General features: G+C 54.8%; 22 protein-coding genes. 2 read left to right on the top strand and 20 right to left on the bottom strand.

Annotated elements, in window-relative coordinates; translation table 11 throughout:
• Positions 1-6 precede the first annotated feature (6 nt).
• The 19 genes from ACT3RW_RS10440 to dinB form a co-directional block, all read right to left on the bottom strand.
• Positions 7-780, bottom strand: a complete 774-nt coding sequence (locus ACT3RW_RS10440; RefSeq protein ID WP_444613684.1) for a DivIVA domain-containing protein — start codon at positions 778-780, stop codon at positions 7-9.
• A 229-nt stretch (positions 781-1,009) separates the two neighbouring features.
• The gene (locus ACT3RW_RS10445; RefSeq protein ID WP_131088553.1) at positions 1,010-1,306 is read right to left on the bottom strand and encodes a YggT family protein; all 297 of its coding nucleotides are present in this window, start codon (positions 1,304-1,306) and stop codon (positions 1,010-1,012) included.
• A gap of 22 nt (positions 1,307-1,328) precedes the next feature.
• Complete coding sequence (locus ACT3RW_RS10450) at positions 1,329-1,883, bottom strand: cell division protein SepF (protein ID WP_131088554.1); 555 nt, start codon at positions 1,881-1,883, stop codon at positions 1,329-1,331.
• Positions 1,884-2,008: 125 nt separating this feature from the next.
• Positions 2,009-2,731: a polyphenol oxidase family protein gene (locus ACT3RW_RS10455; RefSeq protein ID WP_444613685.1), complete on the bottom strand. Its 723-nt coding sequence runs from the start codon at positions 2,729-2,731 to the stop codon at positions 2,009-2,011.
• A gap of 20 nt (positions 2,732-2,751) precedes the next feature.
• Positions 2,752-3,945 carry a cell division protein FtsZ gene (ftsZ, locus tag ACT3RW_RS10460; RefSeq protein ID WP_444613686.1) on the bottom strand — a complete coding sequence of 398 codons (1,194 nt, stop codon included), beginning with the start codon at positions 3,943-3,945 and terminating at the stop codon, positions 2,752-2,754.
• Positions 3,946-4,164: 219 nt separating this feature from the next.
• The gene (locus ACT3RW_RS10465) at positions 4,165-4,899 is read right to left on the bottom strand and encodes a cell division protein FtsQ/DivIB (protein WP_131088557.1); all 735 of its coding nucleotides are present in this window, start codon (positions 4,897-4,899) and stop codon (positions 4,165-4,167) included.
• 61 nt (positions 4,900-4,960) lie between these two features.
• Positions 4,961-6,358 carry a UDP-N-acetylmuramate--L-alanine ligase gene (gene murC / locus ACT3RW_RS10470; RefSeq protein WP_131088558.1) on the bottom strand — a complete coding sequence of 466 codons (1,398 nt, stop codon included), beginning with the start codon at positions 6,356-6,358 and terminating at the stop codon, positions 4,961-4,963.
• A gap of 4 nt (positions 6,359-6,362) precedes the next feature.
• A complete protein-coding gene (gene murG, locus ACT3RW_RS10475; RefSeq protein WP_131088559.1) occupies positions 6,363-7,484 on the bottom strand; it encodes an undecaprenyldiphospho-muramoylpentapeptide beta-N-acetylglucosaminyltransferase in 1,122 nt (373 codons plus the stop codon).
• Positions 7,485-7,575: 91 nt separating this feature from the next.
• Positions 7,576-8,826 carry an FtsW/RodA/SpoVE family cell cycle protein gene (locus ACT3RW_RS10480; protein WP_444613687.1) on the bottom strand — a complete coding sequence of 417 codons (1,251 nt, stop codon included), beginning with the start codon at positions 8,824-8,826 and terminating at the stop codon, positions 7,576-7,578.
• Positions 8,827-8,869: 43 nt separating this feature from the next.
• The gene (gene murD / locus ACT3RW_RS10485) at positions 8,870-10,414 is read right to left on the bottom strand and encodes a UDP-N-acetylmuramoyl-L-alanine--D-glutamate ligase (protein WP_444613688.1); all 1,545 of its coding nucleotides are present in this window, start codon (positions 10,412-10,414) and stop codon (positions 8,870-8,872) included.
• Entirely contained in the window at positions 10,396-11,499 is a 1,104-nt protein-coding gene (gene mraY / locus ACT3RW_RS10490; protein WP_131088562.1) for a phospho-N-acetylmuramoyl-pentapeptide-transferase, read from the bottom strand. The genes murD and mraY overlap by 19 nt, the downstream gene beginning before the upstream one ends.
• On the bottom strand, positions 11,496-12,953 hold the full coding sequence (locus tag ACT3RW_RS10495) for a UDP-N-acetylmuramoyl-tripeptide--D-alanyl-D-alanine ligase (RefSeq protein ID WP_444613689.1): 1,458 nt from the start codon (positions 12,951-12,953) through the stop codon (positions 11,496-11,498). Before ACT3RW_RS10495 ends, mraY begins: the two co-directional genes overlap by 4 nt.
• A 50-nt stretch (positions 12,954-13,003) precedes the next feature.
• Positions 13,004-14,596, bottom strand: a complete 1,593-nt coding sequence (locus ACT3RW_RS10500) for a UDP-N-acetylmuramoyl-L-alanyl-D-glutamate--2,6-diaminopimelate ligase (protein ID WP_444613690.1) — start codon at positions 14,594-14,596, stop codon at positions 13,004-13,006.
• Positions 14,590-16,404, bottom strand: a complete 1,815-nt coding sequence (locus ACT3RW_RS10505) for a peptidoglycan D,D-transpeptidase FtsI family protein (RefSeq protein WP_444613691.1) — start codon at positions 16,402-16,404, stop codon at positions 14,590-14,592. Before ACT3RW_RS10505 ends, ACT3RW_RS10500 begins: the two co-directional genes overlap by 7 nt.
• Positions 16,405-16,477: 73 nt before the next feature.
• Complete coding sequence (locus tag ACT3RW_RS10510; RefSeq protein ID WP_444613692.1) at positions 16,478-17,257, bottom strand: hypothetical protein; 780 nt, start codon at positions 17,255-17,257, stop codon at positions 16,478-16,480.
• A 1-nt stretch (position 17,258) separates the two neighbouring features.
• Positions 17,259-18,251: a 16S rRNA (cytosine(1402)-N(4))-methyltransferase RsmH gene (gene rsmH, locus ACT3RW_RS10515; RefSeq protein ID WP_131088566.1), complete on the bottom strand. Its 993-nt coding sequence runs from the start codon at positions 18,249-18,251 to the stop codon at positions 17,259-17,261.
• A 172-nt stretch (positions 18,252-18,423) separates the two neighbouring features.
• The gene (mraZ, locus tag ACT3RW_RS10520; RefSeq protein ID WP_131088567.1) at positions 18,424-18,837 is read right to left on the bottom strand and encodes a division/cell wall cluster transcriptional repressor MraZ; all 414 of its coding nucleotides are present in this window, start codon (positions 18,835-18,837) and stop codon (positions 18,424-18,426) included.
• A 532-nt stretch (positions 18,838-19,369) separates the two neighbouring features.
• Positions 19,370-19,753 carry a DUF3040 domain-containing protein gene (locus ACT3RW_RS10525; protein WP_131088568.1) on the bottom strand — a complete coding sequence of 128 codons (384 nt, stop codon included), beginning with the start codon at positions 19,751-19,753 and terminating at the stop codon, positions 19,370-19,372.
• Between the two features lie 181 nt (positions 19,754-19,934).
• On the bottom strand, positions 19,935-21,101 hold the full coding sequence (dinB, locus tag ACT3RW_RS10530) for a DNA polymerase IV (protein WP_131088569.1): 1,167 nt from the start codon (positions 21,099-21,101) through the stop codon (positions 19,935-19,937).
• A gap of 162 nt (positions 21,102-21,263) precedes the next feature.
• Here dinB and ACT3RW_RS10535 point away from each other — a divergent pair, with 162 nt between their 5' ends.
• The gene (locus ACT3RW_RS10535) at positions 21,264-22,370 is read left to right on the top strand and encodes a polyprenyl synthetase family protein (RefSeq protein WP_444613693.1); all 1,107 of its coding nucleotides are present in this window, start codon (positions 21,264-21,266) and stop codon (positions 22,368-22,370) included.
• 108 nt (positions 22,371-22,478) lie between these two features.
• Here the strand turns inward: ACT3RW_RS10535 and ACT3RW_RS10540 are convergent, their stop codons facing one another.
• Positions 22,479-22,832, bottom strand: a complete 354-nt coding sequence (locus ACT3RW_RS10540) for an Rv2175c family DNA-binding protein (RefSeq protein WP_131088571.1) — start codon at positions 22,830-22,832, stop codon at positions 22,479-22,481.
• A 206-nt stretch (positions 22,833-23,038) separates the two neighbouring features.
• Here ACT3RW_RS10540 and ACT3RW_RS10545 point away from each other — a divergent pair, with 206 nt between their 5' ends.
• A complete protein-coding gene (locus ACT3RW_RS10545) occupies positions 23,039-24,757 on the top strand; it encodes a LysM peptidoglycan-binding domain-containing protein (protein WP_444613694.1) in 1,719 nt (572 codons plus the stop codon).
• The last annotated feature ends 27 nt before the right edge of the window (positions 24,758-24,784 follow it).

The raw sequence follows: 24,784 nt of genomic DNA on the forward strand, positions 1-24,784 counted from the left end.
CAGCGACTAGTTCGACTTGGTTGCGTCTGCATCGATCGAACCCTGGGACTCAAGGTCACGCAGCTGTCCTTCGATGTAGGTCTTCAGGCGAGCACGGTAATCGCGCTCGAATCCACGAAGCTGCTCAAGCTTACGTTCGAGAACCGACTTCTGCTGTTCCAGAGCCGACAAGGTCTTGCGGCTCTTTTCCTCTGCAGAGGTAACCAGCGTGTTCGCCTCGGTCTTTGCGTCCGAGATGATCTTGTCGCGCTGCTCAACACCGGAGGCAACGTACTCATCGTGCAAGCGCTGAGCCATCGACAGCACGTTGGCTGCCGACTCTGCGGATTCGCTACGAGGAGCGGCTGCTGGAGTTGCAGCGGCAGCTGATGCAGTCGAAGCGGCAGGTGCTGGAGCGGCAGCAGCAGCAGGTGCTGCGGCTGGCTTCTCTGCAACCGCAGGCTTTGCTTCAGCCTTCTTCTCTTCAACAACCGGCTTTGCAGCTGGAGTTGCAGCCTTAGCTGGCTCTGCTGGCTTAGTTTCGGTCTTCTTCTCCTCAGCAGGCTTTGCTGCTGGAGCTGCCGAAACTGGTGCAGGAACGGTCTGTTCCTTCGATACCGAACCGGCATCTTCACCAAGCTCAGCAAGTCGGCTGCGGAGAGTTTCGTTCTCACCGGTCAGGCGACGCAGCTCCACTACGATCTCGTCGAGGAAGTCATCTACCTCGTCTTGGTCATAGCCTTCACGGAACTTGGTCGGCTGAAACCGCTTATTGACTACGTCTTCTGGCGTTAAAGCCATTGGGTCACCTCAATACTGGGATCATTTCCGCACGACCATGTCTTGCCTTGCGAAACACTTACCTTTGTTGTCAGTGTCGCGACCGGTGAAGTCGGAGCACTATTTCCTAAAGGATATAACGATTTGGACACTAAATACGAAATCAAGCTTACGCTCGTGTCTCATATTCTTTGAATCTACAGGGTTTGGACTCACAGAACAATCCCTGTTCTAGACGAAAACCGCCTAATCAGATCCCTGTACTGGTACCTACGCTGTACACCACTGCTTTGACAAGCATTACAACGATGAACAACAGCAGAAACGACAGGTCAAGACGAATTCCGCCAAGATCTAGTGGTTTGATTCTCCTGCGCAACCAGCGCAGTGGAGGATCAGTAATCGACACGATTGCAGTAGCTGCAATCAATGCGATGCCTTTGGGTTGCCAGTGGCGAGCAAAGCTTTCAGTAATATCCAGCACAATTCGCATCAGCAGTAGAATCTGCAGAATTGCTAAAGCGAGATAGATGATCCCGAACACCATTTGTGTGTGTGCTCCTGGGCTCTTAGCTTTGGTTGAAGAAAGTAGCCTGAGCTTCAGACTTCTTGTGGTCTTCTCCCAGCACCTCAACGGTTGAAGGAGAAAGTAGGAAGACCTTGTTAGTCACGCGCTCGATTGAGCCGTGCAAGGCGAAAACTAGTCCGGCGGAGAAATCAACGAGGCGCTTGGCATCGGTCTCGCCCATATCGGTGACGTTCATAATCACCGGGATTCCGTCACGGAAGTTCTCACCGATGATCTTGGCATCGTTGTAAGAACGTGGGTGAACGGTTGTAATCTGACGCAATTCGGAATCCTCATCCCGTACTGAAGGGGCACGCTTGATTGGGGTGACCGGAGCACGGTATTCCGTCTCTGGTTCTCTAGCTTGTGATTGCGCTGCAGCTGGCCTTGCGACAGCTTGCGGACGTGGGGTTTCTGCAGGGCGCTGCGATGGAGCAGCATCCTCAACAACACGCACCTGGCTTTTAGGCTCGGAGTATGCTGATTGGGTTTCTTCTTGCTCGACGGCGTCCGCCAAGCCGAGATATACCATTGCCTTACGTAGACCGTCAGCCACGATGTTTCTCCTCGTTTATCCCTTGCATGCAACCCCATTGCATGCTTCCGCTACTCCGACGCTACCGTACAAATTTCTGCAGACATCGTTTATTCGTTCAATTCTGCGCGGTGTGTCGCGCACGCCTACGCTGCGGACCAAATCAGTCCAGCAAGTCGCCCGGCACTTGGTGTGCGACGGTACGAATAATAGCTTTCGTTTTCCAAGGTACAGACCTCGCTTTGGCGTACCTGAACCCCGAGCTCAACAAGCTCTCGTTCGGCCGAAGCCGGCAAATCAAGTCCTGCACTCCCCCAGCGAGTTTCAGATCGAATACCCGCCCGGAGCGACTCGGACTCCTCCGCCATTTCGGTTGATACTTCGTAGCATCGTCCGCAAATAGAAGGTCCAATAATCGCTTCGATTTGATCTGCACCCAACGCCCGAAGCTCTTGGACCGTACGAGTGAGAATATTATCGAGCAGTCCGCGACGTCCTGCATGCGTTGCTGCGGTGAACGTGCGATCAGCTTGTGCATCTGTGCCAACAAAGAGCACCGGAAGACAATCAGCGACCATTACAGCCAATGGCTGCTTGCCCGTAGGATCAACCAATCCATCACAAGTAGGTGCCGGCGGTTCGAGCCATGAGCTACGCTCCACCGCTTGCACTTTGAAGACATCGGCTGAGTGCACCTGGTTCATGAAATTAAGCGAGAAACGCCGAACCCCGATCGAGTCTTCCACCCGGCTACGATTCTCCGCTACCAGGCGGGGATCGTCATCCACGTGCAAGGCGAGGTTTCCCTCTTCTTGCGACGTAAACGCCAACTGAATACTCGGATCGAGCTCCGACGTGAAATGTAGCACTGCTCAGCTTCTCGCTGTTTTTACTTCAGGAAGTCAGGAACATCCAGATCGTCGTTCGAACCGTTGAGGTCCGAATCGACAACGTCAGGAAGATCCTGGAACGAGCCGTTGTTCTCAGCAGGCTTTTCTTCAGCAACCGGAGCTGGCGTTGCAGCTGCAGGTGCCGCAGGGGCCTGGCGCTCAGGTACTGATGCAGGTACTGGCTCAACTGGACGCGAAGATACAGCTGGCTTTGCTGCAACCGGTGCCATTGGCTTGCTGGTTACATCTGGCTCGTCAAAACCAGCAGCAATCACGGTGACGCGTGCTTCATCGCCCAGGGCATCGTCAATGACGGCACCGAAGATGATGTTAGCTTCGGGGTGAGCAACTTCCTGCACCAGGCGAGCGGCTTCGTTGATTTCGAACAGACCGAGGTCCGAGCCACCCTGGATGGAGAGCAACACGCCGTGTGCGCCATCGATGGATGCTTCAAGAAGTGGCGAAGCGATTGCGAGTTCGGCAGCCTTGACTGCACGATCCTCACCGCGTGCCGAGCCGATACCCATGAGTGCGGAACCCGCACCCTGCATAACAGACTTAACGTCGGCGAAGTCCAAGTTGATCAAACCGGAGGTAGTGATCAAGTCGGTGATGCCCTGCACACCGGAGAGCAGGACCTGGTCGGCCTGGCGGAATGCATCCAGAACCGAAACGTTGCGATCCGAGATCGAGAGCAGTCGATCATTCGGAATCACGATCAAAGTATCTACTTCGTCGCGCAGAGCTTCAATGCCCGACTCGGCGGAGTTCGCACGACGGCGACCTTCGAAGGTGAACGGACGGGTGACAACACCGATGGTCAGTGCACCAAGCGAACGCGCAATGCGTGCAACTACTGGTGCGCCACCAGTACCGGTGCCACCGCCTTCGCCAGCGGTAACGAAGACCATGTCTGCGCCACGTAGGACGTCTTCGATTTCTTCTACATGATCTTCAGCTGCCTGGCGTCCCACATCAGGGTTAGCACCAGCGCCCAGGCCGCGAGTAAGTTCGCGTCCTACGTCTAGTTTGACGTCGGCATCACTCATAAGCAGAGCCTGAGCATCGGTGTTAATGGCGATAAATTCTACGCCTTTAAGGCCGACTTCGATCATTCGATTGACTGCGTTTACACCGCCACCGCCGATTCCGACGACTTTAATGACCGCGAGGTAATTCTGTGGAGCTGCCACGTCCCGCTTCCCTTGTTAGATGTGCTACATATGTCACGACTTCAGCTCAAAACCTTCATCTTTAGCCTTAAGCTTTAGGTTCTGTCAAGCTGTCGTTATAAGAAACGCTATGAGTCGTGTGGTCTTTGTGCAACGACCGCCGAGGCGTGTCGCTTGTTCAAAACTATCTTTCCAGAATTTGTCGGCTTATTCGTCCTCCCGCGCCCATAAGGCCGAGACTTAATAAACCACTGGATTCTCTGGGTTGGTAACGTCGATGGTGGTCTTGGCTGAATCCTTGTCGCCAAGCTCTTTCACGAAAATCTTCGCTACCTGGTTTTTTAGTGCAGACTTCGTATTGTCTCCCCAAATCAGGGTGCGCTTCTTGGGAAGGGCGAGTTCTGCAAAGCCTGCTTTGGACAGGGTCGCTGTTGTAACTTCCTTCAACACTTCCTGATCCACTGAGCTCAAGATGCTGGTCAACAACTTAAACTTCTCAGGGTCCTTGGTTTCATTGCTGGCTTTGATCTTCGGAAGTTTCGTCTTGTCTTTTTTGCCCAAGGTACGAAGCTTCTTGCCGGTCTCAGAGACTAGATACTGCTTGTCGCCATCAACCAAGATGGCCACCGGATCCGCCTCGATAACTTCTACCACCAAGGTATTTGGCATCTGTGCTTTAACGACCACACTGTCGATGGCTGGCTGCTCACCGATCAGTTCCTGAACCTTGGACTCCGAAATTCGTGGAAGGGGAGTGCCCTTCAGCGGCTCCAAAGATTGCGTCAACTTTTTAGCGTCAGTCAGCTTGGTGCCAGAGACTTCAATTTTCTTCGCTGCCAGCAAAGGAGAAAAACTCAAAATAAGCACTGCAACGAGGCTGAGCACCACAATGCTCACCGAGATAATGATCAGCAGCTTACGTCGCTTCTTCTCCGGACTTTCCGGAAGTACTACGACTTTTGATTCTTCACCCATGGAACGCCTTGTGTGGTTGGTACGACCAATGTCATTGGCCTACGACTATTGCCTGCTTGCGTTAGCTCAGTGATTTCACGATTTCAGGACCCAGCGCGGTGACATCACCGGCGCCGATGGTCATCACGACATCTCCGGGTTCTGCCTTCTCGATCACGTGTGCGACCGCAGCAGCAGGTTCAAAGACGTGTGAAGGAACTTCAATCCGCGAGGAAATCAGCTCACTGGTCACGCCTTCGATCGGCTCTTCGCGAGCCGGGTAGATTTCCAAGACTGCCACTGAATCCGCCAGCGAAAGTGCCTGCGCGAATTCTCGGTAGAACTCCTTGGTGCGGCTAAACAGGTGCGGCTGGAAAACAATGTGAAGTTTGCCTTCACCGGCAACAGTGCGCCCCGCGGACAAAGCGGCCAAAACTTCAGTTGGGTGATGCGCGTAGTCGTCATAGACCCGAACTTCACCGACTTCTCCCTTGAACTCAAAGCGGCGCGCTGCACCGGAGAAGCTTGCGAGCGCCTGCAGTGCTTGGTCAGCGTCAAGGCCTGCGTCCAGCGCAACACTCAGTGCTGCGGCAGCGTTGAGTAGGTTGTGCTGGCCAGGTACAGCCAGATCCATGGTGTGTTTCTGACCGTCACCTAGGTCAATATTGGCGGTAAAGCGTCCGTCTGCTGTGGCCTGCGCCGCAGAGAGACGGTGATCAGCATGCTCGCTGAACCCGTAGGTACGCACACGCAGGTCGCTGCGTTCGGCGCGCATCTTATTGGCCAGGTCGTTAGCGCCTGGATCATCCGCGCAACAAATCAGCAGACCATTTTCTGGCAGCAACCAAGCGAAGTCCACAAAGGCTTGGTGTACTGCTTCGGCGGTTCCGTAGTGATCCAGATGATCGGCCTCGACGTTGGTCACGATGATCACGTCAGGTCGGTAGTTCAGGAACGACGCATCGGATTCGTCGGCTTCGGCAACAAAGTATCCGCCTGCACCAAGCTCCGCATTGGTACCCAAGCTTGGGATATTTGCGCCTACTGCAAAGCTGGGGCGTGTGCCAACAGCCTTGAGCATGTGAGCGGTCAGCGAAGTGGTCGTGGTTTTTCCGTGAGTACCGGCGACGGTCACGACCTTCTCGTGGCCTCGCATGGTAGCTTCCAAGCCCTGTGAACGGTGCAGAATCTTCAGGCCACGACGTACGGCCTCATCGTATTCTGGGTTTCCCGGCTTGATGATCGAAGAGATCACCACAGTTTGGGCGTCACCCAAGTTGGCAGGATCGTAGCCAATATGGATTCGAGCTCCGCGTTCACGCAATCCGTCCAGAACCGGCAGGTCCTTAGCGTCGGTGCCCGAAACTTCCAGCCCGTAGTCCAGTAGCAATCGAGCCACCGCAGATACTCCGACCCCGGCAACGCCCATGAGGTGTACTTTGCCGAGTTCAGTGTGCAGTTCGTTGGCGCGCAGTGCCATGGTTCTAGCCTTCCTGACCCGCACCACGGCGGGTTGAAACTTCTTCAATAATTCGACGCGCCATGATTTGTGCGGCGTCGCGCTGCCCTAACGAGGCAGCTGCTTGAGACATCTGTTCAAGTTTATGCTGATCGCCGAGCAATGTGATGACATTTTCGGTGACATAGCTCTTGGAAAATTCGTCATCAGAGACCAAGAGCGCTCCCCCAGCAGCGACCAAAGCACGGGCATTAAGTTTTTGCTCTCCGTTGCCGATTGGCAGTGGGACCAAAACGGCTGCGGTGCCGGCAACTTCTAGTTCGCACACGGTTCCTGCACCGGAGCGGCAGACCATCAGATCGGCCACGGCGTAGGCATACTCCATACGGTCAACGTACTCAACCTGGGTGTAACCCTCGTGTTCCAAAAGCTGGCCCTCGGAGTTAAGAATCTGCTTGCCTCGTCCGGTGATATGCACGGTATGCACTCCGGCTGCATGAAGCTCATCAAGCGAGTCGGCGATAGCAGTGTTGATACTCTGCGCACCCGAGGATCCACCGGTGACCAACAGGATCGGCTTGGCATCTGGAACGCCGAAGTACGCACGAGCTTCATCGCGCAACGCGTGACGATCCATCTGTGCCACGTTGGAGCGCATTGGCATACCAACTTGGACTTCGCCGGGAAGTCCGGTCTGCGCAAAAGTGGTTCCCACAAAGACGGCTGATTTTGCGCCGAGCTTGTTGGCCATACCTGCCACGGAGTTAGCCTCGTGAACAAAGATCGGGATCCGTAGCTGCTTGGCAGCTAGGTAGGCCGGGGTGCAGACGTAGCCTCCCACCCCGAGTACCGCTTCAGCCTTGGTTTCTTTAAGCACACGCTTAGCTTGGTTCAGTGCCGTGAGGAAACGGAACGGGAACTTAAACAGGTCAAGATTCAGGCTGCGAGGCATGGGTGCTTTAGGGATCAGCTCCAAGGGATAGCTGGCCTCTGGAACCAGTTTGGTTTCCAGACCGCCAGGGGAACCCAAGGCAGTGATCTGTGCACCGGCTTGTTCAACTTTCACCGCATCGGCAATCGCCAGCATGGGTGAGATGTGGCCAGCAGTTCCTCCGCCAGCGACGACAAGACGCATTGCTTCGCTCATCTGCTCTTCTACTCCTTTGGCCCCGAACGTACGGGCTTGGTACCCTTCAATATGAATTCAGGGCGTCAACGTTTGTGTGGCGAACGGTGCGCTACTTTTGCTTAGTTGGCTTGGTTTTGTCCAGGTTCTTCTCTGCGCTGGCTTCAAAAGCTAGCTTCTGAGCCCGAGCAGATGACAGGACAAAGCCCATGGCCAACATAATGGCTAGCATGGCCGAACCACCGGATGAGATAAACGGTAGCGGGACACCAATGACCGGAAGCACTCCGGTAACCGTACCTAAGTTTACGAACGTCTGGCCAACGACCCACGCCATCAAGCAACCCATGAGCACCTTGGTGTACATGTCGTTGGCTCGAATCGCAATGCGGTACATAGCCAGGGCCAAGACGATGAACATAGCAAGTACGAAGAGCACACCAATCAGACCAAACTCTTCACCCAAAATGGAGAAAATGAAGTCGTTCTGAGCTTCTGGCACATAAGACCACTTCATGCGGGACTGCCCGGCGCCCACACCAAACCAGCCACCGGAGGCGAAAGCGTGCAGACCCATACTTGCCTGGTAACAAAGCTGGTCGCTAGGACCACAATCGGTATCCAGCCACGCAAGCACACGCTGACGTCGGTTGGAAGATCCCATAACGGCGATGGCCATGCCAACAAGGCCTACGGCTGCGAAGCCGGCCAACCACTTCATGCGAATTCCGCCAAGGAACATCGCTGTGGCGATCACCATCAGCAGCACCAGTGCAGTACCAACGTCTTTACCGACAACCACCAGGCCAACAATGCCGATGCCAACCGGAGCGACGACCGGGATGACCAAGTGCTTGATGTCGTGCAGCATGTGCTGCTTCTTCTCAAGCATGAAGGCGGCAAAAACGGCCAAAGCCAACTTTGCGAACTCACTTGGCTGCAACCCTAAAGGGCCGATCCTGATCCAGTTTCGGTTACCCAGCACGGTGTGACCCAACGGGGTAAAGGCAACCATGAACAGCAACAACAGTGCACCAATAACTGCCGGCCAAGCCAGAGCTTTGAGCTTGGTTGGTTTGAGGAACTGCATACCTAGCATGCACAGGATGCCCACGCCGGCGAACATCGCCTGCGATAGGGCTACGGTGAAGCCGTCTTTGCCTTTGGCGATGGCTTCCACCGAGGCGGAGGACTGCACCATCAATACTCCGAAGATGGCCAGTACTACCGAGATCGCAAGGACCATCCAGTAATCCATGGACGCCATGCGTCCGCTGGCACTTTCAACCGTGCCAATCAGTTTGGTCAACAAGGGAGTTTTTGCTGCGGCCCCCGTGGCTGGCTGATGTTGCTCTGTCGCCATCGGTGCCTCCTGCCTTGGTGTCATCTGTACGGTAAACGGTTGCTTAGTTCTCTTCGCCAGCTTTATCCATCAGATCACTGACGGCGCTGATAAACGCGTTGCCACGCTGGGCATAAGAGCTGAATTGATCCATCGAAGCCGCCGCAGGTGCCATGAGCACGGTGTCCCCTGGCTCAGCGATTTCGCCAGCCTTCGCCACGGCCTGAGCCATGACGTCGGTGCCGGTTGGTTCACTCAATTGTGCCGACTGTGCCAGAGCGGTGATGTTGATGACCTCAACATCCGGAGCCTTGGCAGCCAGAGCCTTAATCAGTGCCGCGGTGTCGGTTCCGATCACCAGCACCTTAGCCAAGCGGTGTGCGTGCTTAGCGACCAACTCTTCGTATTCAACACCCTTAGATAGGCCGCCGGCGATCCAGACAACACGCGTAAAGGCAGCCAAGGAGGCGTCCGCGGCGTGTGGGTTGGTCGCCTTAGAATCGTTAATCCAGAGGATGTCGTTCTTTCGAGCTACTGCTTGGATGCGGTGTTCACCAGCATCAAAACCGCTCAAACCGTTAAACACGGCTTCTGGTTCAACACCGTAGGCGCGGGTCAGTGCCGCTGCTGCGGCAGCATCGGCTGCAGTGTGCCGAGGAACAATCTCACCGATCTGATCCAGCGGGATCAGTTCAGCGGCACTCGATTTGCGATCTTCAACAAAAGCACGGTCAACCAACAGGTTCTCCACGATGCCAAGCATGGATACTGCTGGAGTATCAGTGGTGAAGCCAACAGCACGGCAGCCTTCAATGACGTCAGCATTTTCCACCATCGAAATGGTGACTTCTTCTTCAGCGTTAAAGATCGCAGCGACTTGAGTGCGCTCGTAGATCTTCGCTTTAGCGTCCTTGTAGTTCTCAAAGCCGTCGTGCCAGTCAACGTGGTCTTCTGCGATATTCAGAACCACGGAGGCCAACGGCGAGATGCTGTGGGTGTAGTGCAGCTGGAAGCTGGAGAGTTCTACGGCAAAAACGTCGTATTCAACCGGTTCGCGAACTGCATCAAGAATCGGGGTGCCAACGTTTCCTACGGCGATGGCCTTCAGGCCGGCTGCACGCAAGATCGATTCGGTCATGCCCACCGTGGTGGTTTTACCGTTGGTACCGGTAATCGCCAACCACTTTGGAGCCACATGGCCGGCACGGTTTTGCACACGCCAGGCCAGCTCGATGTCGCTCCAGATAGCAATTCCCAGATCCGCAGCTTGCGCGATCACTGGGTTACGTGGATTCCAGCCCGGTGAAACCATCACCAGCTGTGCTTGTTCTCCAGCTACCAATGGCAGGGAGGTAACGTGTTCGGCACCAAGCAATACTTCGTGGGCGCCAACAATCTTGAGCGTTTCGCCACGCTGCTGGTTCTTCTCATCATCTTTGCCGTCAATGACGGTGACTATGGCGCCCAGCTCGATCAGTGTGTCGGCGGCGGAGAAGCCGGAAAGCCCCATGCCTGCAACAACAACACGCAAACCTTTCCAGTTAGCATCCCAGCTAGTTAGTGAGTCCAAAAGTTCTTTGGCATCTGCGCTCACAGTGCGACAACCCATTCAGAGTAGAAGAGTCCCAAACCGGCAGCCACAAAGAGGCCGGCAAGGATCCAGAATCGAATTACGACGTTTTCTTCGGACCAGCCCGAAAGCTCAAAGTGGTGCTGCAACGGTGCCATCTTGAACACACGCTTACCACCGGAGATCTTGAAGTAGCCCACCTGGATGATCACCGAGAGTGCAACGATGACAAACAGACCGGCAATGACTACAAGCAACAGCTGGGTGCGCGAGAGGATCGCGAACGCGGCAATGGCGCCACCAATAGCCAACGAGCCGGTGTCGCCCATGAAGATCTTGGCCGGCTTGGCGTTGAACCAAAGGAAAGCGATCAGTGCACCGGAGAGGGTGGCACCAAGCAGGGCCAGGTCCTGTGGGTCACGAACCGAGTAGCAAACATCCATCGAGCTGATGTTGGCGCACGCTTGGTTCTGCTGCCAGATCCCCATCAGGGTGTAGGCACCAAAGACCATAATTGCCGCACCGGTTGCTAGCCCGTCCAGACCGTCGGTGAGGTTCACCGCGTTAGTGGTACCGGTAACGATGAAGTTCGCCCAGATCACAAACAGGATGAGTCCAAGTAACGGTCCAGCAAATGCCAGATCAATGTTGGAGTCGCGAAGGAATGAGATCGCGGTGGAGCCCGGGGTCAGGCCGCGTTCGTTAGGGAACTGCAAGGCCATCACCGCAAAGCTGATACCAAAAATCGCCTGAAGGACGATCTTCTGCCAAGCGCGTAGACCCAGGGAACGCTTCTTAAAGATCTTGATGAAGTCATCTAGGAAGCCGACCAGACCCATGCCTCCAAAGAGCAGCAGGGCAAGTAATCCGCTGGCGGTGATGCCAGAGGATGAGCGTCCCATCAAGGCAAGGATGCCGTGAGTGGCGAAGTATGCAACAAATACCGCGAGCACAAAGACCACGCCACCCATAGTTGGGGTGCCTGACTTTACGGCGTGGGAGTTTGGTCCATCATCACGAACCACTTGGCCATACTGCTTAGCAGTAAGCAGTTTGATGTACAGCGGCATTGCCACCATGGTCAAAACGAGGGCAATGCCAGCCCCCAAGATCAATGCGATCACGCGTCTTCGCCTTCCTTCACGAATGCTGCGATGTCGTCGCCAAGGAAGCGCAGACCGGCCCCATTAGAGGACTTGAATAGGGCAATATCCCCTGGTTGAAGTTCAGCTTGCAGCAGTTCACGAGCTTCGTCCACGCTTTCAACGTAGTACGCCTCGTCGCCCCAGCTACCTTCAAGCACGGCCGAGTTGTAAGCCGGCTTAGCGCCGGATCCAACAACAACCAGTTTCTTAATGTTCATTCGAACGGCTAAGCGTCCGAGCAAGTCATGTTGGTGAATTCGTTCATCACCGAGTTCAAGCATTTCACCCAGTACGGCCCAGGTGCGTCGACCGGGTGCACCGTCTTCGCCCAGTCCCAGTTCTGCCAGCGTTACTAGAGCGGCACGCATGGATTCAGGGTTGGCGTTGTAGGCATCATTGATGATGCTCACCCCGTCGGCGCGTTCGATACGCTCCATGCGCCAACGGCTACCGGCGGCCCGTCCGTCTAGGCTTGAGGCGATGGCCTCAGGGTCGATGTCTAGTGCGTAGGCCGCGTTAGCAGCTGCCAAGATATTGCTGACGTGGTGCCGGCCGAGCAGCCCGGAGGTAATCCGCTGGCTGTAACCGTTAGGGAATTCAAGGGTGAGCTGCGGCTGTCCTGCAGAATTGACCACAATGTCGCTGGCCCAGACCCCTGCCCGTTCTGGTTTGTGCTCGCTGGTGCCAAAGAAACGCACTTCACCGGAGGCCCGGTCTTCCATGCGAGCCACACGGGAATCATCAGCGTTCAGAATTGCGATGCCATCGGTGTCCAAAGCTTGAACAAGTTCGCCCTTGGCCTTCTCGATGTTTTGCACGCCGCCAAATTCACCGGCGTGGGCGGTACCAACACAGAGCACCACTCCGACCTGCGGGTGCACCATGTCGGTGAGGTAGGTGAGGTGGCCAAGGCCAGTAGCGCCCATCTCGATCACAAGGTACTTAGTTTGTTCCGTCGCAGTGAACACCGTCAGCGGTACGCCAACTTCACCGTTGTAGGAGCCGATGGGTGATACCGTCGGTGCCACGTCCGAAAGGATCGACGCTAGCAAGTCCTTGGTGGTAGTTTTTCCGGCCGAACCGGTAATGCCAACCACCTTGGCGTCGTTTTTGGCTTTCAGGTACTGAACAATGTGAGCGGCGATCTTGCCCATTGCCTCAACAGCGTCATCAACGATGATGGCCGGATGTACGTTCCGGGCGTCGTCGTAGGTCAGCCGTTCTGCCAGAGCTAGTACGGCTCCGGAGGCTAAAGCGCGATCAATAAACGCGTGTCCGTCGGAGAATTCTCCGGGCTTGGCTACAAATAAGCAGCCTGAAGTAACTTCACGCGAATCCGTGGTCACGGAAGTGATCAGCGTGTCGGAAGCGACTGTAGCACTCGCTTCTCCCCCGGTGATCTTCAGTAGGTCAGTCAAAGACAGTTCAATCATGGCATTAAGGACTTTACACTCGTGCGGAGGCGATAGTGGTCTTGTTCAATCTAGGATTTGGTCACAAATCCATGAAGATTTAGCGCGTTGGCTAATTCCACACGATCGTCGAGTTCTACATCAATTCCCGCAACGTCTTGGCTTACTTCGTGGCCACGACCGGCTACGAGGATTGCGTCGTTGCTCTTGGCTAAACTCACAGCGAATTCCACGGCTTTGGCGCGTGGCGCGATGTTGTAGAGCACCGTTTCGCTGCGTTCGTTGCGGATGACCTCTTGCGCTCCGGCCGCCACTTGTTCACGAATCGGTTCTGGTGCTTCACCGTGTGGATCATCATCGGTGACGATGACAATGTCCGCGTGACGCGCTGCCACGGCTCCCATATCTGGGCGCTTGGTCTTATCTCGTTCACCGGTGGCGCCAAAGACGATAATGCGTCGTCCGTTAGCACCAGGACGGATCGAGTCCAAGGCTTTGGCCAAGGCATCAGAGTTGTGCGCGAAGTCGACGACTGCAACCGGTGACTCGGCCACGACCTGCATTCGACCTGGAACGGCCACCGAAAGCGGATCCTTGGCATCCAGCGCCTTTTGCAAAGCGTCAAGTTCTACTCCGCTTGCGAGCACCATGACGGTTGCTAGCGCGGCGTTAGCTACGTTGAACATGCCGGGCAACGCGGTGCGGGTGCGCAGTACCTGTCCGTCGCGGTGTGCCAAGGTGAAGCTATGGCCGAGCCCAGAGTGCTCCAACTCGATGACTCGCCAATGTGCAGCGGTATTGCTTTCATCCAAGCTCAGCGACAAGGTAGGGATCTGGGCTTGGTCTGCTAGCCGTGCCCCGTATTGATCATCAACCATCACGACCGCGCTCTGGCTGTGTTCAGCAGTGAACAACTCGGCCTTGGTCTGGAAGTAATCTTCCATGGTCCCGTGAAGGTCCAAGTGATCCTGGGTGAGGTTGGTGTAACCGGCCACCGCAAAGTTCAGCGCGTCAACGCGTCCATAACTCAAGGAGTGACTGGATACTTCCATGGCCACGCTGGTGACGTCCTGCTGCGCCATGCGCGCCAGTACTCCGTGAAGCTGGGTTGATTCAGGAGTGGTTAGAACGCTGGGGATAATTTGACCCCGCGCAGACATTTCGATGGTGCCGATCAGTCCGGTCACTTCACCGAGCGCTTCAAGAATCGAACGAATCATGAAGGTGGTGGTGGTTTTGCCGTTGGTCCCGGTGACTGCGAACAGCGTTGGGCTCTTGTCCTTGGTGCCATACACAGCCTGGGCAATCTGCGCTGCAGATTTACGTACGTTGGCAACCACGGCGACCGGAATGGACAGGTCTTCGGGCAGTAACTCCAGTCCGGCGGTATCGGTGATAATCGCGACGGCGCCATTGGAGATCGCGGTGTCAACAAATTCTGCGCCGTGACGCTTCGCCCCGGAGATGCCAAGGAAGACATCGCCTGGCTGGATAACTTGCGGGTTCAGGCTTACTCCGAAAACCTGCACGGTAGCGTTGAACGCAGTTCGCGTTCGAACCGCGCCAGCAGCGCCGCAGACCTGTTCAAAGCCCAAGCCGGCCATGTTCTCTGGACGAAGGTACCGCTCCAACTCGCGTGGAGTTCCGGGATTCTGGGCTACCAAGATTTCTTTTGTTCCTTACCTGCAAAGACGTCATACGCCTCTGAATCTGTTGTGCTCGGTGGCACGTTGAATGTGTTAAGCGTGTGGCTCATCACGTCGGTAAACGTGTCAGCGACCGTGAAGGCTTTCCAGTCACCCTTAGGGCGATACATGGTTGCGACAACTACGTACTGTGGGTCTTCCAAAGGTGCTACACCTGCAAAGGAATAAGTATAGCCGTCGTAGCCCTTAGCACCCGCGGCCTGACCGGTACCGGTCTTACCACCAACGCGGTATCCGGGGATGGCTTCCTTGTAGCCGGTTCCGTAGTCGACCACGGATTCCATGACCTTAAGCATCTCTTTGGCTGTGGTTTCTTTGACCACGCGTTTCTGCTCTGGGTCAGGAATCTTAGTGACCGAACCATCATCGTTTCGGTAGCCTTCGATCAGACTTGGAGAAAGTCGCACGCCACCGTTGGCCAAGGTCTGGAAGATCGAGGCAGTGTGGAGCACAGTCTGCGAGTAGCCCTGACCGAACATGGTGGTGTACTGCTGACGACGGTCCCAATTTTCTGGCTTGGCCAGCTGGCCTGCACTAGCACCATTGAGGCCAATCTGGATGGGAGTTCCCAGTCCAAAGGCCCTCATGTAGTCATAGCGGGTCTGCTTGCTCATCTTGCTACCGATCATCACCGTACCGGTGTTGTATGAACGGGCGAAGACACCGGCGACAGTCATGTCGTAGGTTGGGTGCCGCAAGGAGTCGTTGATGGTCTCCTTGGTGAAAGTCTTCTTGTTCGGCACGGTCATCACGTCGGTGGGCTTAACAACACCTTGATCAATGGCCGCAGCGAAGATTGCTGCTTTACCGGTGGAACCTGGCTCGAAGGCACGAGTAATGGATGTGGAGTGACGGAACTCAGGATCGGTCGCGCCCGGGTCATTGGGATCAAGCTCGGCAGAGTCACCGATAGCCAGAATCTTGCCGGTCTTAACTTCCATGGCAACCACGGAAACCCACTCGGCGTTGAACTCGTCGCGCTTCTTTTCAGCAGCGCGCTGAGCCACGTAGTTGATATCTGAGTCGATGGTCAGCAAAACGTCCTGACCATTAACTGCAGGAGTTTCTTCAACCTCGGTCACCGGGATACGAACGCCGTCGGCGCTGATCTCGTATTTGCGGCTACCTGCGGTTCCAGCCAAATGATCTTCTTGGCTCAGTTCCAAACCTTCGGCACCAACTACCGAGGTCTGGTCTTCAGAGTTTTTGACGAACCCCAAAAGTGGTCCGGCAATGACGCCCTGTGGGTACTGGCGCTCGCTGCGTAGCAAGGAAGACAGGCGAGGAATGCCGATTTCGTTAACTTCGTTGCGGACTTCTGGAGTCACGCTCTTGGCAAGGACTACGTAGCCTTTAGGAGTTGCATCTCCTTGCGGGCGAACCTTTTTTGCCAGTTCTTCGCGGTCTTGATCTAACGCATCAGCTAGTTCATCAATGGCCTGATCCCAAGAGACCATCTCGTGGCCGTTGGAACCATCGCGTTTTGCGCGGCGGATGTTTTCATCCTGCTGGCGCTGGTCGATGACAAGATCGTAGCGATCAACTGAGACGGCCAGAGTTGTTCCGTTGCGGTCCTCAATGGAGCCACGGGTCGGAGCAATGGTTTCTTGGCGTTCGCGATTTTCCTGGGCTGCGTTGGCGACGGAAGTTGCGTTGATGCCCTGGACCCAAACCAACCGGCCCAGGATCACCACCAACAAGATTACCGAGAGAAGCAGTACGAAGCGCATCCGCTTTTTCACAGTGTCGATTGCCGTCGAGCTCACAATGAACCTAACTTTCCCTCAGCGTGGTTTCCAGCAGTATCCGCTAGCTCTTATCTAGCTTAGGAAGATCTGGCTACCCTGCTGGGGATTTGGTGCTTGGAGCCGGGATCGTGCCGCCATTGAGCTCTGATTCCTGGAATACCGGGCGACCGTTATCAGCTACCTCGCGGTTGCTTTTTGCGGTAGTCACCACGGTTTCCTTGGAATCCTGAGCCGAAGCAGTGGAATCATTTGCTTCTTGTGAGGTTTTACCCACAGTGGTCTTTGGAGTCGAGGACTTTTCTTCCTTAGCCTTTGACTCAGTCTTCTTGCTCTCGCTGGTCGTTGAGCCTGGCAGAGGCAATGTGCCGTACTCTTGCTTGCTGTCCTTAGCCTTGACTGCTACTTCAGCGTCCTGAGTCACTTTGCTCTCCGAAAGGCTGATCAATCCAGGAGCACCTGGTGAAACCAGACCCAGATCTTTAGCCTTGGCAGCCAGTGCCTGAGGTGCACCCAGGGACTGCGCTTCTTTGAGCAATGATTGATTCTCTTGCGAAAGAGCACGTTCCTGATTGCGCAGCGAGACGATGTCGTACTGACGCTGTGCCACAGAAGTGTTGAGCAACACCAGGGTGACGATAACGCTGAAGGCGAGCAAAACGAGGACTGCTGACATGGTGACCATGGAGCGTCGGTTTGTTTCTCTGATCCGTGGGACCAAAGAAAGAGTCACTCGCTGTCGCAAATCACTCTTTGGCAACTCGCTAGCGAGCACGGGCTCTGGGCGTAAGGCTCGTGCAGTGTTGCCTTGGACAACTGGTTGGTTGTTCACGATTGCAGCATTCTGCACGCGACGCAGGGCTCGTTGGCTCATCCTAGCTCCTCTTCAACACTCGCTCCACAGCTCGTAAACGAGCTGAGGCTGCGCGGGAATTTTCTGCAATTTCCTGGTCGCTCGGCTTTTCGGTGCCTTTGGTAAGGACCTTATATTCAGCCTTATGTTCTTCAAGCTCTACCGGGAATCCCGGAGGGGCCGAAGATGTGCCACCTTGGACAAAGTGGCGCTTGGTGATCTTGTCTTCCAAGGAGTGGTAGCTCATCACAACAACTCGTCCCCCGACGTTCAGTGCGCCCATTGCTGCTGGGATAGCACGTTCAAGAACGTCTAGTTCCTCGTTGACTGCGATGCGCAGTGCCTGGAAAGTTCGTTTGGCCGGGTGGCCGCCATTGCGAGCAGCCGCCGCCGGCACGACTCGACGAATGATTTCGACCAGTTCGGCGGTAGTGGTGATTCGCGATTCGGCACGTGCCTCAACGATTGCGGTCGAGATCCGTCCGGCGAATTTTTCTTCGCCCCACTGTCGAATGATCCGCAGCAGTTCCTCGCGGTCCAAGTCGTTGACTAGGTCCTCTGCGGTTGGCCCTACGGAAGTGTCCATTCGCATGTCTAGAGGTGCGTCGTAGGAGTAAGCGAAGCCACGCTCACGCTCGTCGAGCTGCAGCGAGGAAACACCAAGGTCGAAGAGCACGCCGTCAATGCCTGGGAAGCCCAAGTCCTCGACTACGTCTGCGATCTCATCGTAGACAGCGTGCACTAGATCGATGCGATCCTCGAATGGCTTCAATCGAGCGCCTGCTAGTTCGTGTGCCTGCTCATCACGGTCAAGACCGATAAGGTGCAAGTTTTCAAACCGCTTCAAAATGGCTTCTGAATGGCCACCCATACCAAGGGTGCAGTCCACAACGATTGCTCGACGGCCTTCAGCATTTGCCCGTTCAATACCTGGTGCTAGGAGATTTACGCAACGGTCCAGAAGTACTGGAACATGGCGTTCTGATGCTGGTCGTTGAGAATCTTGATTTGGCACCGCGCCCCCTTTCGATGTTCAAAGTGTTGTTGGAATCAGATCCCCCTCCAACCAAGTGGCAGTTCAACCTTCTGGCTCCGGGGAAGTGGAGCCAGACGATCTTCCCCCTCTAGGTGGCTGGAGATCTCATCCCAACATCTTGTGCTGTCGGATTGACCTTGGGCCGCAGCCCTTAGTCCTCATCCGTATCTGAGAACACGTCTTCCTGTTCATCCAGATACTGTTGCCATGCCTGCGTGTCCCAGATTTCAATGCGGTTACCCGCACCAATTACTGTCACTTCACGGTCAAGGCCACCGTAGGTACGCAGTACCTGCGGAATCGTGACTCGTCCCTGCTTGTCCGGAACTTCATCAGATGCCCCCGAGAGGAACACACGTGCGTAGTCGCGTGCTCGTCGTGAGGTCAATGACGCCTGAGCCAGTTGCTCATGCTGTTTCTCAAACTCCCGCTGACTGAAAACGTAAATGCAACGTTCCTGACCGCGGGTAAGAACCAGCCCGAAGGACAATTCATCACGATATTTAGCCGGAAGAATTAGGCGACCTTTTTCATCGAGTCGGGGCGTGTACGTTCCAAGGAACATGCACACCACCTCTCCACGAATCGGCCAGAAGCCCCATTCTTCTCTACTTGCCTCCACTTTACTCCACAACCCTCCACTGTCAATGCGATTTCACTGGTTTCGCGAGGGTCTGGAGTAAAAAATCAGCGCAATCTAGCGGGTTCTCAGACTGATTGCAGGTGGAGGGAGCGAGGGGATCCTAGACAGACTTCACTACTGTTTCAGAGATTTTGCAGTGAAATACTGCGGAATCTAGGGAATCCTGAGTCCAGTGGTGGAAAGTGGAGTGGCTTAGGGAGCAAAGTGGGGTGGCGCCAAAACGCCGCTGGAACAACCAAGCTTGGAATCTGCCGAGAGTTTGAAATAGCACTTTGAGGCGTGTCGCATGACGCACTGCTCGCGCACCGCAGGGACGGCCGAAAATGCGCTCAGTCACGTGGCATCCAGGGGGAAATCTTGGTCACCTTCAGGCTTCCCCGCCAATAAGGTGGCATGAGTTTTTGGACAAAAAAGAGGTGTAACCCTAGGGGCTACACCTCAACTACGTGTCCGACTAGCTATCGGACTGATCTCGCTTGCGCTGATTCCAGCGTTCTTCAAGACTCGACATGAACTGCGAATTATTCTTCGCAGTGGAATTCTGTCCAGTATTTCCAGCTCGACCTAGTTTGCCAGAGGCGGACTTGGTCAAGGCCAACAAAACCCCACCAAACATGACAACGAACCCAAGGACACCAAGAATAATAATGTGCTGGGAGATGCCAAATATGAGGCCAGCAAGACCGACGATCACCAGAAGTATGCCTAGCGCGACGTTACGCGTGGAAAGGCGGCCTGTGCTTGCAGGCCCCTTCATACTAGAAGCGAAGCGACGATCTTCGTGCAACTGTTTTTCAAGTTGCTCCAACAAACGCTGCTCGTGTTCCGATAGCGGCATCGTCTTCTCCTTCCAAAGGCAAACTTGACGGTCATTTACCGTCGTGAGGTTCAACGTGGATCAGGAGGAAAAAGTTCCCCAAATCATTTGAGCCTTACTACTAGGATAGTCTCATTTGTTGCCAGCCTGCCAGTTGATCTTCACCACTGGTTCATATACCCACCTGGCACACAGAAACGGATTATTCTCGCGGCCGCAAGAAACGTGCTGGTGTCACCAACGACTGAGGGAATTTCTGTCCGATCAAGTCAGCCATTCGTTCAGCTTCCCTTACTTTTTCGTCCTTCGGGTCCAGACTTAGTTGCAATCCATACTCAGGATCCTGCAGTCGCTCCGCGCGAACACCAATTAGTCGCACAGGCTGGGCCAGAGGCGAAAGCTTATTAAGCAAAGACAGCGCAGCATCACCAATGGCCGATGATGAATCCGTCGCGGCACCAAGAGTTTTTGTTCGTGTTAGTCCCGTGAAATCGCGATACTTGATTTTCAGTCCCACACCACCGGCGGCATGCCCTTGGTCACGCAATCTTTTTGCAACCCGATGGCTCAGCCGAAGAAGCTCACCTTCCAGTACTTGCGGGTCAGAAATATCCTCTGCAAATGTGTGCTCTGCCGAGATACTCTTTTCCTCTCGCGTCACCTCGACCGGTCGATAATCTATCCCTTTAGATAAGAGGTGCAAAGATCGGCCGTGCTCCCCCATCCGTGCAACGAGTCGAGACTCCGGCTCCCGCGATAGCTGCCCGACAGTTTCAATACCCAAAGCATGCAGTTGCTCCCCTGTTCGTTTCCCAACGCCCCACATCTTTGACACGGGCAAATCCTCCAGGAACTCTTCGGTCCGCTCCGGAGCAATAACAGCCATCCCATTGGGCTTGGCATAGGTTGAGGCCAACTTGGCAACAAACTTGTTCTTGGCGATTCCCACGCTGGAAGGCAATCCCATGTTTTGGCTAATGTGCTGGCGAATCGTTCGTGCGATCTCCACCGGCCCACCGAGCATGCGCACACTACCAGTGACATCCAAGAATGCTTCGTCAACGCTGACCTGTTCCACCAGTGGAGTCAAGGTTCGGAAATAGGCCATGATCTGTTCTGAGGCTTCGTAATACTTGTGATGGCTCGGTTCAACGATTGTGGCTTCCGGCATCAACGGAATCGCTTGGCTCATCGGCATCGCCGAATGCACTCCCCTAGCCCGGCAGTCATAAGAAGCGGACAGCACCACGCTTCGTCCTTCAGGGAACCCAACTATCACCGGTTTATCAACCAGCTCTGGACGGTCACGCAACTCGACAGAGACGAAGAACGCGTCCATGTCGACATGCAATATCGCTCGATGCCCCATCTTGACCTCCTGGTTCAACCACCCCGAACACAACTACCATACTCGAATATATGTTCGGTTTTCACTATGATGATTATTAGCGCTTGGTTGACCGACAGCGCCGAGCATTCACCGGTAGAGTTGTACCTGCCACCTGTACTTCACTCAAAGAAACGATTTTGCATGTCATTGCCTGATTCTTTGTCCTCCTTCGAGGTCGACGCCATCGATCTTAGCCGCGCCTATACGACAAAAGTCGCGCAGGCACTGGAGGAGTTCCTAGCTACCAAGAGTGTCGAGGTTGGACAAATCACGACCAGTGCCACGGAAATTGTCAACGCTATTACCTCTTTGACGCGTGGCGGCAAACGACTGCGCCCATTGTTCGCCTACTGGGGATTTCTAGGAGCAGGTGGAACTAAGGACTCGCAGGACATCGTCCGACTTGGCGTAGCCTTGGAGCTTTTCCAAGCAGCTGCGCTGATTCATGATGACATCATCGATAACTCGGATACTCGTCGGGGCCAACCAAGTGTGCACAAACGGTTCGAAGCTCAACACCAACAACTCGGCTTGTCCGGCAGCGCCGCCGCTTATGGAACAGCCAGTGCCATCCTTACGGGCGACCTGTGCCTTTCACTGAGTGAGGAAGCCTTCTCTGAAATCAGCGATCTGCCAGCCAACGCGCGTCAGATTTTCAACCGTATGCGAACCCAAGTTATGGCCGGTCAGTATCTGGATGTACTGGAGGAATCGGCTGGCCCTGCCTACGACCCCCGTGAAGCCGTCAAACGCGCACGAACTATCGTGACTTTCAAATCCGCCAAGTACTCGACGGAAAATCCGCTCCTAATAGGTGGTGCACTAGCCGGCGCCAGCGAAGAGCTTCTGGCCCAATATTCTGCTTTCGCGTTGCCTTTGGGCGAAGCGTTCCAGCTGCGCGACGATGTACTGGGCGTATTCGGCGATGCCGATGTAACTGGCAAGCCAACCGGTGGCGATCTTTTGGAAGGTAAACGCACGGAGCTGATTGCGCATGCATTGCTTCTTACAGATGATGCACAACGCGATTTCATTCAGACGCGACTCGGCGCAGCCGATATGACTGACCAAGAAGTTCAGCAACTAAGCAACATACTTCGAGACAGCGGGGCCTTGGCCGCAACAGAGAACAGTATTAGTGAACTTACCGAGCAATCCCAGGTAGCGCTCGAGGCACTAACGATCTCTCCCCTAGCCCTAGCCGGACTACAACAACTGAGCGACGCGGTCACCAAGCGCTCAAAGTAGCCACTGCCGTCTCTATTTCATAACAAAAGGTCTCAACCATCCGTTTGCTCGGAATATGGTTGAGACCTTTTTGTTGCCAGTTTCTCTAACTACTGATGTACGGGAGAACTACCAGCCCAGGGCTTGAGCACGGCGTCGGATTTCTGTTTTGCGGCCCGAACGCAGGGCGTCCATTGGAGTGCCAGGAAGCGAATCATCCTCGGTGAATAGCCACACGATTGATTCTTCGTCCGAGTACGCGGCATCCAAAAGTACCGAGAGCGTACCTTTCAGGCTCTCGACTACCGAGCCGTCTTGGAGAAAATCAGCTGGGATGGAACGAACATTGCGCTCACCAATTCTTACTGACACGATTGCACGCTCATCCAGGAGGCGGTGCACCTGTCGAATGTCGATTTCTAATTCTTCTGCCACATCGGGCAAGGTCAGCCACTGGCCGACGAGATCTACGATTTCCTTCACCCCTCAAGGTTCCCACAAATTCGCAAACTCCGCAGAAACTTTAGAAAAACTGGCCTCAGTAGTTTCCATGCGTCACAGGAGTAGTGTAAATTTCCTTGTATCACTTTGATAACAATTGCATCACGAACAACATTGGGAACTTGCGTCCTTCTGGTTGCCGAGAAGTAAAAGCCGTTATTTTCACCGTATATATGAGGATCGACTCCATGCCCCACGAATCCAAACATGTCTCTAAGCATGCGTTAGGCGTAGTAGCAGGCGCGGCTATCCCAGCTGCAGTCATTGGTAGCCTTGCGCTGGCACCAGCAGCGCAGGCAACTCCCGTATCCCTCCCCAAAGCCTCTGGCAGCCTAGCCAAGGCAATCACCCCAGAAACCATCAAGGTTGCCGAGGAACAGATCAAGGCTCACTTGATCGCATCACGAGTTTCAACCCTCGGATTAGCAGCAAAGCGCGACGTGAAGGAAATCAAGATTCCTGCCGGCGCAACTCTTTCCGGACTGGCTAAGGAATACAACCTCTCAGTATCGGAGCTGAAAAAGCTCAATGGTCTGAAGAGCGATGTCATCATCGCGGGCAAGACTCTCAAGGTTTCCGGCAAGCCCGAATCCTCGAAGTCTTCAAAGCAGGATTCCCCTAAGTCCAGCAACTCCTCGGGAACAAAAACTTATACGGTGAAGAGCGGCGACACGCTCAGCGCGATCGCCAGCAAGCACAACATGAGCCTGTCCTCGCTGTTGAGCAAGAACGACATCTCAGCCAGCAAGGTCATCTTCCCGGGTACCAAGTTGAAGGTCAGCGGATCCAGCTCGGATTCGAAAGACCAGAATTCAACATCCAAGCCTAAGAGCAGCTCTTCGAGCTCCGCCACGTACACTGTAAAGGCCGGAGACACCCTCGGCAGCATCGCGGTGAAGCACAACATGAGCCTGTCCTCGCTATTGAGCAAGAACAACATCTCGGCAAGCAAGGTCATCTTCCCGGGCAACAAGCTGAAGATCAGCGGATCGGGTTCAAGCCACGAGTCCAACTCCTCCAAAAAGGAATCTTCCTCGTCGAGCACCTCGAGCTATACCGTGAAGTCAGGCGATACGCTTGGTGGAATCGCTGCGAAGCACGACATGAGCCTCTCCGAGCTGCTTAAGCTCAACGACATCTCGGCCAGCAAGCCAATTTATCCAGGCAGCAAGATCAAGGTTTCGGGTGGTTCTTCTTACTCTTCGAAGTCGACTACTCAGAGCAAGCCAAAGGCAACGACTTCCACTTACACCGTGAAGTCCGGTGACACCCTCGGTGGAATCGCAGTCAAGCACGATGTGTCTTTGAAGTCTTTGCTCAATCTGAATCCAAATTTGAGCACCAGCTCCCCGCTCAAGATTGGTACCAAGATCAAGGTCTCGGGCTCAACCGTAGCGCCGACGAGCAATGTCAAGAAAGACAAGATCGGCAACACCTTTGAAGGTCGCACCTACGAAGATCATGTTGTCAGCAGCGCCAACGAGAACAAGAACTACCTAGACTCAGTTGACGTTCCAAGCCGCGCAGAAATGCAGGCGTTGATTCGTTCCACCGCTCTGAGCATGGGTGTGGACCCGGCTTTGGCACAGGCACATGCTTATCAGGAATCCGGATTCAACATGCGCTCGGTCTCTCCAGCTAACGCAGTAGGCGTTATGCAGGTCTTGCCAAGCACAAGCGACTGGATTGCTTCCAGCATCGGTCAGAACCTCAACCCGCTGAACCCACGTGACAACGTGGTTGCCGGTGTTGCAGTCATCCGTTACAACTTGAACAACACCGACGACCTGGACACTGCCATCGCAGCGTACTACCAGGGCCTGGGTGGCGTGAAGAAGTACGGCATGTACGAGGACACCAAGCGCTATGTTGCTAGCGTAAAGGCGCACATGAAGAACTTCCGCTAAATTGCAAAAACGATGGTCGGCCAAGCA

The sequence above is a fragment of the Glutamicibacter sp. AOP5-A2-18 genome, assembly GCF_052446055.1.
Lineage (GTDB): Bacteria > Actinomycetota > Actinomycetes > Actinomycetales > Micrococcaceae > Glutamicibacter.

Coding starts and splice junctions, on each gene's coding strand:
- ACT3RW_RS10440 (WP_444613684.1), bottom strand. CDS start 780: ATGGCTTTAACGCCAGAAGACGTAGTCAATAAGCGGTTTCAGCCGACC.
- ACT3RW_RS10445 (WP_131088553.1), bottom strand. CDS start 1,306: ATGGTGTTCGGGATCATCTATCTCGCTTTAGCAATTCTGCAGATTCTA.
- ACT3RW_RS10465 (WP_131088557.1), bottom strand. CDS start 4,899: ATGGGTGAAGAATCAAAAGTCGTAGTACTTCCGGAAAGTCCGGAGAAG.
- murC (WP_131088558.1), bottom strand. CDS start 6,358: ATGGCACTGCGCGCCAACGAACTGCACACTGAACTCGGCAAAGTACAC.
- murG (WP_131088559.1), bottom strand. CDS start 7,484: ATGAGCGAAGCAATGCGTCTTGTCGTCGCTGGCGGAGGAACTGCTGGC.
- ACT3RW_RS10480 (WP_444613687.1), bottom strand. CDS start 8,826: ATGGCGACAGAGCAACATCAGCCAGCCACGGGGGCCGCAGCAAAAACT.
- murD (WP_444613688.1), bottom strand. CDS start 10,414: ATGGGTTGTCGCACTGTGAGCGCAGATGCCAAAGAACTTTTGGACTCA.
- ACT3RW_RS10495 (WP_444613689.1), bottom strand. CDS start 12,953: ATGATTGAACTGTCTTTGACTGACCTACTGAAGATCACCGGGGGAGAA.
- ACT3RW_RS10510 (WP_444613692.1), bottom strand. CDS start 17,257: ATGAGCCAACGAGCCCTGCGTCGCGTGCAGAATGCTGCAATCGTGAAC.
- mraZ (WP_131088567.1), bottom strand. CDS start 18,837: ATGTTCCTTGGAACGTACACGCCCCGACTCGATGAAAAAGGTCGCCTA.
- ACT3RW_RS10525 (WP_131088568.1), bottom strand. CDS start 19,753: ATGCCGCTATCGGAACACGAGCAGCGTTTGTTGGAGCAACTTGAAAAA.
- dinB (WP_131088569.1), bottom strand. CDS start 21,101: ATGGGGCATCGAGCGATATTGCATGTCGACATGGACGCGTTCTTCGTC.
- ACT3RW_RS10535 (WP_444613693.1), top strand. CDS start 21,264: ATGTCATTGCCTGATTCTTTGTCCTCCTTCGAGGTCGACGCCATCGAT.
- ACT3RW_RS10545 (WP_444613694.1), top strand. CDS start 23,039: ATGCCCCACGAATCCAAACATGTCTCTAAGCATGCGTTAGGCGTAGTA.